Below are 13,549 nucleotides of genomic sequence, written 5' to 3' on the forward strand. Positions count from 1 at the left end.
GGTTCACCTCGTTATTCAGTTGCTTCCGAAGCGACTGTCTCCTTTCTCATCAGTTCTTCAAAAGCATACTCCAGCGTTTGCTGTTCTTCTGCCAGTTGGACTTGAACGATTCGGTCAAGCAAATTTAGGCCAACCACTTTGCCTTTGCCATCAGGCGTAACAATCGGCTTGCCAATGTCAGGCATTTCTTTCTTAGCTTCCTCATATGTGTCATTTTCATACTTTAAACAACACATTAACCGGCCGCAAAGACCTGAAATTTTCGCTGGGTTTAACGATAAATTTTGGTCTTTTGCCATTTTAATCGAGACTGGCTCAAAGTCGCCTAAAAACGTTGAACAGCAAAGCATCCGACCACAAGGGCCAATGCCGCCAAGCATTTTTGCTTCGTCACGGACACCGATTTGCCGAAGCTCAATCCTTGTCCGAAAAATTGCTGCTAAGTCTTTAACGAGCTCGCGAAAATCAATTCGCCCATCAGCAGTAAAATAAAAGAGCACTTTGTTGCGGTCAAACGTGTATTCCACATCAACAAGCTTCATGTCTAGTTGATGTTCTACAATTTTCTCGTGACATGTTGCAAATGCGTCTTCAGCGGCCCGTTTGTTTTCTCTCACAGTTTCTTCGTCTTTGCTAGTCGCCACACGCATCACTGGCTTTAATGGCAAGACGATGTCCTCTTCATTAACAAACTTTGGAGGAACGACAATTTTCCCGTACTCAACGCCCCGGGACGTTTCAACAATAACAGCTTCTGCGCCTGTAAGCTGAAACGGGCCTGGAGAGAAGTAGTAAATTTTGCCCGCTTTTTTAAAACGGACACCTATGACCTCGTGCAAAACTTAGCCCTCCTGTATGGTGAAAAGCAGCCGTTCCATCACTAGTTGGATGGAAACGTTGGCGCTAAGATGCCTTTTCGCTTCAAGCACATGGCTCATCGCTGCGCGAATGGTGTGCTGTGATGTAGAAAGCGCCAGCTCATCAAATTTGCTTTTGTTGTCAGCATAGACAAGCTTATCCTGCTTTCCAGCCTGTATATATAAAAGGTCTCTTAACCAAAGTAACATCATTTCAAGCCCCATTTCTTGTTGCAACCGCTCCTTCATAAGCGGAATCCACTTATCAGCAAGTGTGATTGCAGCAAGGTCTGGCCTTGTAAAAAGCTCATGCATCAATTGTAACACTACGGTTCTTGCTTGAAAAGACCAGTCTCCCTCGGCTAGTGCCTTCGCGTAAGCTTTGTTTCCTGTTAAAGCAGCCAAAAACAATGCCTGATTTTCTTCGATTCCCTCGGCAACAAGTTTGCTTGCTATTTGCGTTTGCGAAGGCGGCAAAAACCGCATTTGTTGGGCGCGGGAGCGAATTGTCGGCAAAATGCTTGCGCCGTTTTCCGTCAAAAGGATCGCCAATGTTTGGCCTTGTGGCTCTTCCAGAAACTTCAATAAACTATTTGCAGCGCTTGCGGTCATTTTATCCACGTGGGAGACGATATACACTTTTGCAGCAGACTCCATGCCCCTGTACGTAAATTCTTTTTGTAAGTATTCGATCTGTTCTTTTTTAATCGATTGTCCGTCCGGTGCGACTTGGTGGACATCAGGGTGGTTGCCATGTTCAATCCGCAAACAGTCACTGCATGCATGGCACGGCTCTGCCCCGTTGTGTTCCTTGCAGAAAAAACGTTTCGCCATCAACAAAGCCACTTCATGTTTGCCGCTTCCGGCTTCCCCTTCGAACAAGTAGGCGTGGGCCAAGCGGTTTTTTTGAATGCTCGCAACAAGCATAGGCACAACCTGCGGCTGTGCCTCTTGCCAGTCTTTCCATGTATCCACGTGTCTCACCTGCTCTTAAAATTGTTCAAATTGGTCTACAGGAAGAACAAAGACGGTAGCGCCCCCGACTTGTACTTCAACAGGGTAAGGAACATAGGAATCGGCATTTCCGCCCATTGGCGAAATCGGCGCTACCACCTGTTCGCGGCTACGGCAATTTTTTTGGATAATCTCCATAACATCTTCTACTTTATCGTCATCAACGCCGATCAGAAACGTGGTGTTTCCTGCCTTAAGGAATCCACCTGTGCTAGAAAGTTTCGTTGCGCGAAAATCGGCTTTTACAAGCCCGTCAGACAAACGCGTGCTGTCTTTATCTTGAACTACCGCAATAATAAGTTTCATCTATCGCACCCCACTTTTTGTTTAGTCTTTAGTAGACAAAAGCATTCGGTTGATTTCTTCCATTGTATCATGAAACACTTCTGCAAAAGAACGGTTGGCATCAATGGCCTTTATTCGCTCCGGTTCAGCCTTTAGCAGTTTTTTGTAACCTTCCTGGACACGCTTATGAAAGGTTAGCGTCTCTTGGTCCAAGCGATTCCAACTGCGTACAGCGTCCTTTTGCACCCTTTCCAGCCCAATTTCCGGCTCGACATCAAAATACAACGTTAAGTCTGGCATATACGTCTCGATCGCAAAGCCATTAATAGCTCTAACTTCTTCCATTCCTATTCCTCTTGCATGGCCTTGGTACACAAGGCTTGAATCTATATAACGATCACATAAGACAAGGGCTCCCTCCGCAAGAGCGGGAACAATTTTTTTGATCAAATGCTCTCTTCTTGCGGCAGCGTAAAGCAATGCTTCCGTGCGGTTATCCATTTCAACGCCTTGCGTATGCAACAATAGATCGCGAATTTGTTCAGCCAGCTCCACGCCGCCTGGTTCTCTTGTGCGGATCACCTCGTAGCCTTGAGTGGCAAGTTGCTCTTGCACAAGATTGATGATCGTCGTTTTACCGGCGCCTTCTCCGCCTTCAACTGTAATAAACAGCCCTTTTTTCATGTCTAATCCTCCGGCATTTGTACACGTAATCCATGTTTTGGGTCCAGCCCTTGAAAGCGGACGCTTGCTTCAAGCAGTTGCTCAATCTGCTTAACATGGGCAGGGGCCACCTGTTCTCCTCGATACAATAGAGGAACTCCAGGGGGGTACGGGACAAGTGGCTCAGCTGCAACTCTGCCAACTGCTTCACTCAGCGGAACCGTTTCTGAGCTGAAGTCGGGCCGTTTCATGTCTATCAATTCGGAAATGAGCGGCCCTGCTCCTGCCTGGAACAGGCCTTTTTTCCTCTGCTTTTCGGGCTGCCAACAACGTGTCGAAAGCCGCGAATGGAACAGGCTAGCATCGAACTCCTGTCCAACCCCTAGTACGAGAAGGATAGCGTTTGGATCAGCCATCTCCGCCCAAATCCCTGCCTTTGCCAACTCTTGAAGCAGCCATGTACCAGAACGTGAATCATTTGCTTTTATTGTAACCTTTAACGGGTCATTTTGGTAGCACTCGCCTGCATTTTCGACAACTTCCAGCATAGGATGGCTGCCTATCGCCTCTTGCAAACGTTGGCTGGCGCGGCATGCTTTAGCAAATGCTGCTTCCCCTTCGCTTTCGATATAGGCACGTGCCCCATCTAATGAAGCAAGAAGCAAGTACGACGGACTGCTTGACTGCACCATCGTTAACGCTCGTTTGACTGGCTCCCTAATAGCCGCAGTCGTCTCTTTTGCAAAATGCAGCCAAGCCCCCATTGTTAAAGCAGGCAGCATTTTATGGGCTGATTGCACGACAACATCCGCTCCCATGTCAAGTGCTTGTTTAGGACAGCGCCCTTCACCTTCTCCTAGTTTAAAATGCGCTCCATGTGCTTCGTCGACAAGCACGAGCAAACCTGCCTCCTTTGCCTGAGCAAAAATAGCTGCTTGATTGCGAACCGTGCCCCAATAATCGGGATAAGTAGCAACAAGTGCTTTTGCACCAGGGTGTCGCCTGAGCGCTTCTTCAAAAACATTAGCAGTCAACCCTAGCGGCCGCCCTGTCTTTTTATCATATTCAGGGGCAAGAAAAACGGCTTTTGCTCTTGCCAACTCAAGCGCATGCAAAACCGACTTGTGGCAATTCCGTTGCACAAAAACAACGTCGCCTTCTTTGCATAATCCGTAAATCATTGCCAAATTTCCACTAGTAGAACCGCCAACCAAGTAACTTGTTTCGCCTGCACCGTAAAAGGCTGCACAAAGCGCTTGCGATTCCGCAATTGGGCCTGTGGGGTCATGAAGGTCATCCAACCCTTCTAGCTCCGTAACATCATAGGCAAGCACATGCTGAAAAGGCGCCAAGCTTTCAGGCCAGACAGCGCCATTTTTATGCCCTGGCACATGAAAAGACAAAGGCTGTTTGTCGCTATGTCGTTGCAGTGCAGCTATAATTGGTGTTCGTGCTTTCATTTAAATTCCCCTTCTATGCCTCGATATTTCTTTTATATTTGCTGCATATCACTATTTTTCAAACCTGTTCGCTAACATAAAGGAATAAAAAAAGCCAGTTACGGCTAACATCAACTGGCCTTCTCACCATTCTATTATAGCGAATGGCGCATTTTTCAATTCCACAATCGTTTTAACGCATCTACGCATGTTTGATAAGCGTCTTCGCCAGGTTCCAATCGCATGATCTCTTGCTCACAGTCTTGGCACAAAAATAACGATCCTAATGACAAACCCGCTTCTTTCATAGATTGGCAGACGCCACAGCTACGCTTTCCTTTAATATAAACGGTTTTCGTTGTTGTTGCCACCTTTATGCCACCTCCACTATAAGTGTCGCCATAAAGAGTGCCTTTATACATATAGACGTTTATCCATCTTATGAAAAACAACTCGAATTGGTGTTTGGCCAATGTTAAACATGATCTGCGACAACCGAAAAATCGATGACTTCATAAGTTTTGACGAACGCCTGCAATTTTGTGGAAAGATCCTCCTGAATCGTATCGAAATAAGGCTTGCCGTTAACCAAAGGCGCTTTGGCATATAATTTTCTTACGCTGATCGGGATGCCTGATCCGCTCGCCCCTTCACGCACAAGAAGTTTATGGGGTTCTTCAAGCAACGTACGTATCCACATTCTTGCCCGTACCGATGGCGATGTTTTTAAGACGGACAGGACGTCCCAATCCGTTAGTTCAGCAAACACATCGCGGTCATCGCCAACTTCCGCCCAGTCACAAAGAATCGCTTCGGCAAGGACTGCATCAGCTGCAAGCAACGTTGGCGCGCACATCCATTCATGGGCACGGACAACTAATTCCATCAACTGTAATGCGGTTTCTTCGCCACATGCCACTCCTGATTCCGTACACTCCATCTGTTTAACCAGTTCCCACGGGTGGACACGATTCGTGCCAGCCATGTACGTATCCCTTAAAAAGCTGTCCAAGTGGTCCAACCCCATTACCGTATGTGTGCCTGTTAGTGGCCCAGGATGATCGAGATAGGCCATAACTTTATCCAAATCGATATTTGCTTCTAATAACACAGCGGTAATAAGGGGCGAGTGAATGCGCTTCGCCGTCAACTCATGATGATCAAAACCAAGGGCTTTCTCGACACTATGGGAAAAGGGCAAATGCCCAATATCATGCAGTATCGATGCAACTCGCAATTCGTTATTATCTGGTTGAAAATGGGCTGCTAATTTCCAAACGCCGACCGTATGTTCAAAACGTGAATGCACAACAGGAGAAACCAATGAACCTGCTCCGTAATGGGACAACAACTTTAACCGTCTTACAGCTTTTAATTGGAATAATTGTTCTTCATGAGGCAATCGGGCTATTTCTGGGTAAAGCGGTTCGGCAAATTCCTTCATTTTGCGCCTCCCTTTTTCTACGTATTTTTATTATACCATTCATTGTTTGCCTATATGGGAATAGCGACTTCTAGTACCATGGTGGACCTTGTTATTTTAACTCTGGCAGTACGAACCGTCTGTCGATCGGGCAAAAAATCGAGAAGCCCGCTGCTTTCCATTAGACTATGCCTCTTCTTTACCGTTTGGTGAATAAAAAATGGTTATAAACATACGAACGCAAATAAACAGCAAAAAACCGGCGTAATAGCCGAGTCCCGTGGCATGTATGATGGTCGCAAAAATAAAAAGAAGGAGAAAAGCGTAGATGATCGCTTCTCTCCCGAATTTACGGTTTAATCCATATTGACCCAGACACTTTTTACTTCCGTATAATTGTCTAATGCATAGCTTCCCATTTCTCGGCCAATCCCCGATTGTTTGTAACCGCCAAACGGGCTGGCTGCATCAAATACATTATAGCAATTCACCCAAATGGTCCCCGCTTTGATTCGGTGGGCAATGTAGTGGGCTTTTTTAATGTCTTGTGTCCAAACACCAGCAGCTAGCCCATAATCCGAATCGTTGGCTTTACCAATTAGGTCATCGACGCTTTCAAACGGCATCGCGGCCACAACCGGTCCAAAAATTTCCTCCTTTGCAATCGTCATGGAATGATCTACGTCAGCAAAAATAGTTGGGGAGACAAAATACCCTTGGTCATATGGAATGGTCCCGCCGGCTAATAGCTCTGCCCCCTCCTCAACGCCACGATCGATATAATTTTTCACGCGCTTTTGTTGCTGAGTCGAAATCAAAGGCCCCATTGTTGTGTGTTCTAACAGCCCATCCCCTTGATTAATTTTCTTTGTTAACGACACTAGGTCAGCAACGACATGATCGTATTGTTTCTTTTGGACATACAATCGACTCCCTGCGCAGCACACCTGGCCTTGGTTGAACATAATTCCCATAAGTGATCCAGGAACGGCCTTCGAAAGATCAGCATCAGGTAAAATGATATTTGGAGACTTGCCACCGAGTTCAAGTGTCACCCTCTTCAAAGATTCACTCGCTTGTTTCATAATTAATTTTCCAACATTTGTAGAGCCTGTAAAAGCGACTTTATCGACAGCTGGGTGATTGACAATTGCTGTTCCTGCCGAATGTCCAAATCCAGGAACAATGTTGACAACCCCTTTTGGAAATCCCGCTTCATTGATCAATTCCCCTAAATACAAGGCAGACAGCGGGGTCTGCTCGGCTGGTTTTAATACAACCGTACAACCTGTAGCAAGGGCGGCACCAAGTTTCCACGCGGCCATCAATAATGGGAAATTCCAAGGAATGATTTGACCAACGACACCAATTGCTTCATGGCGCGTATAATTGAAATAATTCCCTTGCACTGGAATCGTTTGTCCTACTATTTTTGTTGCCCATCCGGCAAAATAACGAAAATGTTCAATCGCTAATGGAACATCCGCATTGGCCGTCTCGCGAATCGGCTTGCCATTATCTAAAGTCTCTAGCTGAGCGAGCTCTTCTTTATGCTCCTCTATTAAATCAGCTAGTTTGTAGATAAGACGACTTCTTTCTGCCGCGCTCATTTTTGACCAAGGCCCTTCATCAAACGCCTTCCGTGCAGCTTTGACCGCAGAATCGATATCCTCTTGTCCTGCTTCTGCCACAATGGCCAATGTGTCACCAGTTGCTGGATTCATCGTCTCAAACGTTTGGCCAGATACGGCATCAACCCATTCTCCATTGATCAATAGTTTCTTTGATCCGCCGTTTAAAAACGACACTAACCTAGTCTTTAAGCTGTTTTCGCCTGTTGGCACTTGTGACATTGTTTTCCCTCCCAGTTAAGCGGTTTCATCAATTGTTAACACAACACGACCGTTAATTTTTCCATTCTCCATTCTTTCAAACACTTCGTTAATTTTATCGAGCGGCTGTGTTTCGATGTTGGTTCGCACTTTCCCTTGTGCTGCAAATTCAATCGATTCTTGCAAGTCTTTGCGCGTCCCTACGATTGAGCCTTTCACGGTTACACCGTTTAGCACCGTATCGAAAATCGGAATGGGCAATTCATCGTTTGGAAGGCCCACAACGACTAATGTCCCTCCTCTTTTAACAGATCCGTAAGCTTGCTCAAATGCTTTTTTTGTGACTGCCACGCTAATAGCTGCTTGAACTCCGCCCACTTTTTCTTTTATTTCTTGAACAGGGTCTACCTGAAGTCCATTGACTGTTAAATCAGCTCCAAGACGTTTTGCTAATTCAAGTTTGTCCTCCATAATATCGACAGCGACGACGTTATAGCCCATTGCTTTTGCGTACTGCAAAGCAACGTGACCCAATCCACCGATTCCATAAATGGCAACCCAGTCACCGGCTTTGGCATCGGCTACTTTTAATGCTTTGTAAGTCGTCACCCCTGCGCAAAAAATAGGGGACACTTCAGCAAAATCAAGATTCTCAGGTATTTTCACTATATAATTGGCAGGCGCCTTACAATACTCTGCATATCCCCCATCCACTGAATAACCTGCATTTAATTGGTCAGGGCATAACGTCTCACGGCCTGTTAAACAATACTCACACTCTCCACATGCAGAGTAAAGCCACGGAATGCCGACCCGATCTCCTACCTTTATCGAAGTGACCCCTTCTCCTATTTCCTCTACAATACCTACTCCCTCATGACCAGGAATAAGAGGAAGCTTTGGCTTTACTGGCCAATCTCCATGAGCGGCATGCAAGTCTGTATGACAAACACCGCAAGCCTTAATTTTGACAAGCACCTCTCCATACTCCACGGTAGGTACCGGAACTTCCTTAATCTCTAATTGTTGATTGAACTGATTAACGACCGCCGCTTTCATCATTCTTCGTTCGCTTGTTTTACTCATGTAAAAACACTCCCCTCATTTTGGTTACCTTTATAAAAGCAAGAACCATGCCAATATAAAAGCGCTTTCTTTTTCAGCAAGTCTCTTCTCTTTGGGCCAAAAAATCGGCTATTTTTAGCCAACTTGACGGACAAAACATGACAATTTTCCGTTAAACCGACTCAAACGGGACTAGCCAAAAAAAGAACCCCTTAAAAAAAGAGTTCTTTGGCTGCTATTCCGTATTTCGTTTTTCATTTAAAAGATATCGAAGTTTTCTCATCGAAATTTGTAGCCGTTTCGCCGCCTCTTTTCGGTTTCCATGGGTGGTTTCTAACGTTTGTAGAACAAGAGCTTTGCCGAGTTGTGACTCCAACTGTTTAAGCTGGGCAAGAACTTCTTCCAAATTTATCACTTCTTTTTTCGAGTAAAAGCTTAAAGCGTCATCCCGCCATTTTTCGATAAAGTTGTCCATCCCCGTCCCCGGCGTTTCGGTATGATCATTAGCTGTTCGCTTCTTTAAAGTGACAGAACGTTGCTTTGCAAAAGGTAGATGATCCGCAGTGATGTTCACATGACCTGAATCGGCAAACGTGACGATCCTTGTAATGTAGTTTGATAATTCTCGAATGTTGCCTGGCCACTCGTAGCTTTGCAACATTTCTAAAGCCCCATCTGAAAAAGAAACTTCCATACTAGGATATCGTTTTAAAAAGTGTTCAATTAATAAGGGAATATCCTCTTTTCTGTCCCTAAGCGGCGGAATTTCTAAATGAACCACGTTTAATCGATAAAATAAATCTTCTCTAAATTTTTTCTGTTGAACGGCTTCTTGAAGGTCTTCGTTCGTTGCAGCAAGCAAGCGGGCGTTTGTGTGTAGCGGTTGCTCTCCACCTACACGCATAAACTCGCGTGTTTCGAGGACACGCAAAAGTTTCACTTGAATCGAAGTGGATGCTTCCGCTATTTCATCCAGAAACAACGTTCCTTTGCTGGCAATTTCAAAAAGACCTTTTCGTTTTTGTGTAGCTCCCGTAAAAGCACCTTTTTCATGTCCAAAAAGTTCACTCTCCAATAAAGACTCAGACAGTGCGCCACAGTTCACTCCAATAAATGATTCATAGCATCGTTGACTCGCTTGGTGTATAAACCGTGCGAACACTTCCTTTCCCGTCCCTGTTTCTCCCCCGATTAACACATTCACATGTTTCCCAGCTACTTTATAAGCCGTTTGAATCACCTGTCTCATGGCCTCATTATGTCCCACAATCAGGCCAACATTTGTCGCCAGATCGAGAATCCGCTGCTCATTAGACGTCCCGTTGGCAACGAGCAAGTCGTCCACTTGTTTTTCTAACAAATCAATATCATCAAAAGGCTTTTCTATGTAATCACTCGCTCCTAGCTTCATTGCCTCGACAGCTGTTTTGATTGTACTGTACCCTGTCATAATGATGACTTTACAGTGTGGTTGTCTCCTTTTAACATGCTTAAGTAATGCAAGTCCATTCGCATCAGGTAACTTTAGATCAATCATTGCCCCTTGGAACTGATGGTGGTCAAAATCAATCGCATCGAATTCCTTCTTACTGTTTACAACACGTACCTTGTACCCTTTTGATGTGAACAAGTGGGAAAGAAAGTTGCCTACCTCCACTTCGTCGTCAATAATTAATATGCTTGTCATATCGTTCCTCCAACCTTATCGCTAGCTGTTGGCAACTTTAATATAAACGTACTTCCTTTATTCCATTTGCTGTGAACTTCAATCGTTCCCCCATGCGATTTGGCAATACCAAAACTTACAGACAGCCCTAGCCCCGTTCCTTCTTTTGACGATTTAGTTGTATGAAAAGGGTGAAAAATTTCTGAGAGCCGTTCTTCTTCAATTCCGATTCCGTTGTCAGTAACCGATAAATGGACTTCATGGAATTGAAACGACGTCTTGATGAGTATTTCCTTCTTTTCCCTCAATGTTTCTTCTAATGCAGCCTTAGCATTTAATAATAAGTTGATAATGATTTGTTCAATCTGCGCTTGGTTCCCTTCAATGAAAGGGATGTCTTTTTGTAATTCTGTTTTGATTATTACTTTTTCTTTTTCCAACTGATACTTTAACAGGTTTAATGTTTCATTCACAGCATCGTTGATGGAACAAGACTCAAACACAAAATCGTCCTGCCTCGAAAAAGTAAGCAAGCTATTAATAATTCGTTTGCAACGATCGCCACAATTTTTTATGTCGGTTAAAAGTGGAAACAACGAATCATGATTGTTCATATTTCTAAGGATAAGCTGTGAATTCCCTAAAATGGCCGTTAACGGGCTGTTCAATTCATGTGCCACTCCTGCTGCCATTTCACCGATAGCCGCTAGCTTGCCAGAATGGATGAGCTGTACTTCCATTTTTCGCTTTTCCGTCACATCTTTGATATAAGCAATCACCCCATACATCACCTGCTCGTTATTGAGAAGGGGGTACGTAGAAAGCTCACAAATGGTTTGATTGCGGAGATGGATTTCCTTATGGCCTGCTTTTTCGGAGTAGAACGTTTCCTTAACAAGTGGCTCACAGTGGGCAACCAAAGCAGAAATATGGGTTAATTCGTGGTTCTGAAGAAACTCATGAACCGCATCATTAAATTGAACCACGTTTCCTTCTTGACCGAAAACAACGATCATATCATCTACTGCTTTAAACGTATCTTCCCACTCTTGTTTCGATCGTAAAACTTGACCATATAATTCGACATTTTCGATACTAACGGCTAAATGATCTGTTAATTGCTCTAAAAACGCTAGGTCGTCAGAGCTCCAGTCTATTTCTTGTTTCCGACCGATACTCAATACGCCAATCCGTTTGTTTTTACTGTAAATGGGTATGACTAAAATGGATTTAAGCTCAAGTACAGCTAAATATGGTTTCTCGTAAAAAGCGTGATTCGTATCCGTTAAACTTTGGAGAACCGTTTGCCTTTTGTCTAATGCTGACCAATAGAGGGACTGGGCCTTTGGAATGGTTGAGCCAATTTCTAACGAATAGTGATCTTCAGGATAAACATGACTTAATCTTAACGTTTCATTTGTTAACATCAAAAAGCTCAGTCGATCAAAGTGAACAAGCAATTTTAGTTTATCAATCATATTAATTAAAATATCATCTAGTGACATATCGACCTTAATGCTTTTCATTACTTCATTTATGATCTCTAATTGAATGTTTTTTTTTTCAGCTGTTCAACTGTTTTCTTTAATTCTGTGTAGTATGTTTTTTTGGATGAATCAACACCTGTTAAACGAGCAATCATCGCTTGTTTATTATCCAACATTAGAAGTCACCACCTATAAAACATGATTTAATACTTGTTTCACTTGCTCAATATCCATGTCACGGGGATTCGTAATCATACACGCATCTTCTAACGCCACTTGGCTTATATGATCAATCATTTCTGTTAACCCGACTTGTTTAAACTTGGTTGGAATCCCAATATCAGAGGATAGTTCTTTAACGGATTGGATCGCAGCATTGCCTGCTTCACGATCGGTCAATCCTCTTGTATCGATCCCTAAGCATGTCGCTATGTCTGAAAATCGTTTAGGTGCTGCGATAAAATTAAAATCCATCACATAGGGCAAAAGAATCGCATTGATCTCTCCATGCGGCAAAGGAAACTTCCCCCCTATTGCATGTGAGATCGCATGTGCTGCCCCTAGGATTGCATTTGAGAAAGCAAGCCCTGCCTGTAAACTAGCCATTGCCATCGCTTCCTTCGCTTCTTTATTTGTTTTCGAGGCAACAGAGGGGCGCAAATATTGAGCACACAAGGTGAGGGCATTTTTCGCTTGGACATCTGTAAGCGGAGTAGCCGCCACACTGACATAGGCTTCAACCGCATGCGTCAATACATCCATCCCCGTTGTAGCAGTGAGGCTGCTGTCTTTCGTGACGAGTGTAAAAGGGTCAATAATGGCGATATCAGGCACCAATGTTTTCGATATGATCGTCATTTTCTTTTTTCGAGTCGAATCCACAATGATGGAAAACTGCGACACCTCAGAGCCAGATCCTGCCGTTGTCATAATCATAATCATCGGGGGAAGGGGTTTTTTAATTTTATCAATCCCTTCATAATCACTAATCGCCCCTCCGTTCGTTGCGAGTATGGCAATCGCTTTCGCTACATCTAACACACTTCCTCCACCAATCCCAATAATCGCGTCACACTCATGTTGAACAAACACTCGGCACCCTTGCTCAACTTCGCGATCTTTCGGGTCTATCGTCACGTCGATAAACGTGGCAAAGGGCAAATGAGACTCTTTGCAAAGATCCATTACTTTTTCTAGCCAGCCGGCATTAGCTACACCATTATCACTAACAATTAATACTTTTCTCGCCCCAAGCCGCACGCAAGCATCCCCCGCTTGCCTTATCGCGTCACTCCCAAAAATAATCTCTGGTGTTACGAATTTATTGATATTCATCCCAATCTCCTTATGGAAGTTCTTATGGAAGTTGATTCTTATAAATTTATAGATGCTGTTCTTAAATTCCTGCTTGTTATTTTTCAAATGCCTGTTTAATTATGTTCCCCTAAAGGGACTATACTCCAATTAACATAACATTAAAAATATTAATGGATGGCGTTATCAAGTTGCAAGAAGTTATTAAAGATACTTATTTAAATTTGAGATCGAGTAAATACAATGCTAATGCTGGTCGACTACTTTTCTAAAGCAGCACTCTTTTGCTTCCTGCCCATCACAAAAAAAGACACCTATTCAGGTGTCTTTGCTTAGCCCGGCAACGTCCTGGCTCCGGGATCTTTTCCTACGGGGATGTTGGACTCGGAGCTTTTCCTAGGATGTTTTCCATGTTGTTTTACGAAAATGATCCCTACGTCTCGCAGGAGGGCATGAGGCTTTTCCAGTGAAGCCTATTCACGTAGTTTTTTATATGAGCTTATC

12 protein-coding genes are annotated in these 13,549 nt (G+C 44.1%); all 12 read right to left on the reverse strand.

Translation table 11 applies throughout. The features are described from left to right. Window positions 1-11: 11 nt before the first annotated feature. Window positions 12-839, reverse strand: a complete 828-nt coding sequence (locus BUC05_RS19835; protein ID WP_011244917.1) for a PSP1 domain-containing protein — start codon at window positions 837-839, stop codon at window positions 12-14. Between the two features lie 3 nt (window positions 840-842). Then, window positions 843-1,832: a DNA polymerase III subunit delta' gene (gene holB / locus BUC05_RS19840; RefSeq protein ID WP_035202138.1), complete on the reverse strand. Its 990-nt coding sequence runs from the start codon at window positions 1,830-1,832 to the stop codon at window positions 843-845. Window positions 1,833-1,847: 15 nt separating this feature from the next. Then, a complete protein-coding gene (locus tag BUC05_RS19845) occupies window positions 1,848-2,177 on the reverse strand; it encodes a cyclic-di-AMP receptor (protein ID WP_011244915.1) in 330 nt (109 codons plus the stop codon). Between the two features lie 21 nt (window positions 2,178-2,198). Then, on the reverse strand, window positions 2,199-2,840 hold the full coding sequence (tmk, locus tag BUC05_RS19850; RefSeq protein ID WP_011244914.1) for a dTMP kinase: 642 nt from the start codon (window positions 2,838-2,840) through the stop codon (window positions 2,199-2,201). 2 nt (window positions 2,841-2,842) lie between these two features. Further along, on the reverse strand, window positions 2,843-4,279 hold the full coding sequence (locus BUC05_RS19855) for an aminotransferase class I/II-fold pyridoxal phosphate-dependent enzyme (protein WP_035202135.1): 1,437 nt from the start codon (window positions 4,277-4,279) through the stop codon (window positions 2,843-2,845). Window positions 4,280-4,434: 155 nt separating this feature from the next. Beyond that, on the reverse strand, window positions 4,435-4,629 hold the full coding sequence (locus BUC05_RS19860) for a sigma factor G inhibitor Gin (RefSeq protein ID WP_035202132.1): 195 nt from the start codon (window positions 4,627-4,629) through the stop codon (window positions 4,435-4,437). 104 nt (window positions 4,630-4,733) lie between these two features. Beyond that, the gene (locus BUC05_RS19865; protein WP_011244912.1) at window positions 4,734-5,702 is read right to left on the reverse strand and encodes an HD domain-containing protein; all 969 of its coding nucleotides are present in this window, start codon (window positions 5,700-5,702) and stop codon (window positions 4,734-4,736) included. 335 nt (window positions 5,703-6,037) lie between these two features. Then, window positions 6,038-7,534 (reverse strand): aldehyde dehydrogenase family protein, encoded by a 1,497-nt coding sequence (locus tag BUC05_RS19870; RefSeq protein WP_011244911.1) that lies wholly within the window; start codon window positions 7,532-7,534, stop codon window positions 6,038-6,040. A gap of 15 nt (window positions 7,535-7,549) precedes the next feature. Next, window positions 7,550-8,572, reverse strand: a complete 1,023-nt coding sequence (gene adhP / locus BUC05_RS19875; protein WP_035202189.1) for an alcohol dehydrogenase AdhP — start codon at window positions 8,570-8,572, stop codon at window positions 7,550-7,552. A 241-nt stretch (window positions 8,573-8,813) separates the two neighbouring features. Further along, window positions 8,814-10,265, reverse strand: a complete 1,452-nt coding sequence (locus tag BUC05_RS19880; protein WP_011244909.1) for a sigma-54-dependent transcriptional regulator — start codon at window positions 10,263-10,265, stop codon at window positions 8,814-8,816. After that, window positions 10,262-11,770: a sensor histidine kinase gene (locus tag BUC05_RS19885; protein WP_035202124.1), complete on the reverse strand. Its 1,509-nt coding sequence runs from the start codon at window positions 11,768-11,770 to the stop codon at window positions 10,262-10,264. Before BUC05_RS19885 ends, BUC05_RS19880 begins: the two co-directional genes overlap by 4 nt. Window positions 11,771-11,920: 150 nt before the next feature. After that, on the reverse strand, window positions 11,921-13,066 hold the full coding sequence (locus tag BUC05_RS19890) for an iron-containing alcohol dehydrogenase (protein ID WP_035202121.1): 1,146 nt from the start codon (window positions 13,064-13,066) through the stop codon (window positions 11,921-11,923). Between the last annotated feature and the right edge of the window lie 483 nt (window positions 13,067-13,549).

This window comes from Shouchella rhizosphaerae, assembly GCF_900142675.1.
Lineage (GTDB): Bacteria > Bacillota > Bacilli > Bacillales > Bacillaceae_D > Shouchella > Shouchella rhizosphaerae.

What these genes read in the sequence shown, in the direction of transcription:
- BUC05_RS19845 (WP_011244915.1), bottom strand. Translation starts at nt 2,177, where the DNA reads ATGAAACTTATTATTGCGGTAGTTCAAGATAAAGACAGCACGCGTTTG.
- tmk (WP_011244914.1), bottom strand. Translation starts at nt 2,840, where the DNA reads ATGAAAAAAGGGCTGTTTATTACAGTTGAAGGCGGAGAAGGCGCCGGT.
- BUC05_RS19855 (WP_035202135.1), bottom strand. Translation starts at nt 4,279, where the DNA reads ATGAAAGCACGAACACCAATTATAGCTGCACTGCAACGACATAGCGAC.
- BUC05_RS19865 (WP_011244912.1), bottom strand. Translation starts at nt 5,702, where the DNA reads ATGAAGGAATTTGCCGAACCGCTTTACCCAGAAATAGCCCGATTGCCT.
- BUC05_RS19870 (WP_011244911.1), bottom strand. Translation starts at nt 7,534, where the DNA reads ATGTCACAAGTGCCAACAGGCGAAAACAGCTTAAAGACTAGGTTAGTG.
- adhP (WP_035202189.1), bottom strand. Translation starts at nt 8,572, where the DNA reads ATGAAAGCGGCGGTCGTTAATCAGTTCAATCAACAATTAGAGATTAAG.
- BUC05_RS19880 (WP_011244909.1), bottom strand. Translation starts at nt 10,265, where the DNA reads ATGACAAGCATATTAATTATTGACGACGAAGTGGAGGTAGGCAACTTT.
- BUC05_RS19885 (WP_035202124.1), bottom strand. Translation starts at nt 11,770, where the DNA reads ATGAAAAGCATTAAGGTCGATATGTCACTAGATGATATTTTAATTAAT.
- BUC05_RS19890 (WP_035202121.1), bottom strand. Translation starts at nt 13,066, where the DNA reads ATGAATATCAATAAATTCGTAACACCAGAGATTATTTTTGGGAGTGAC.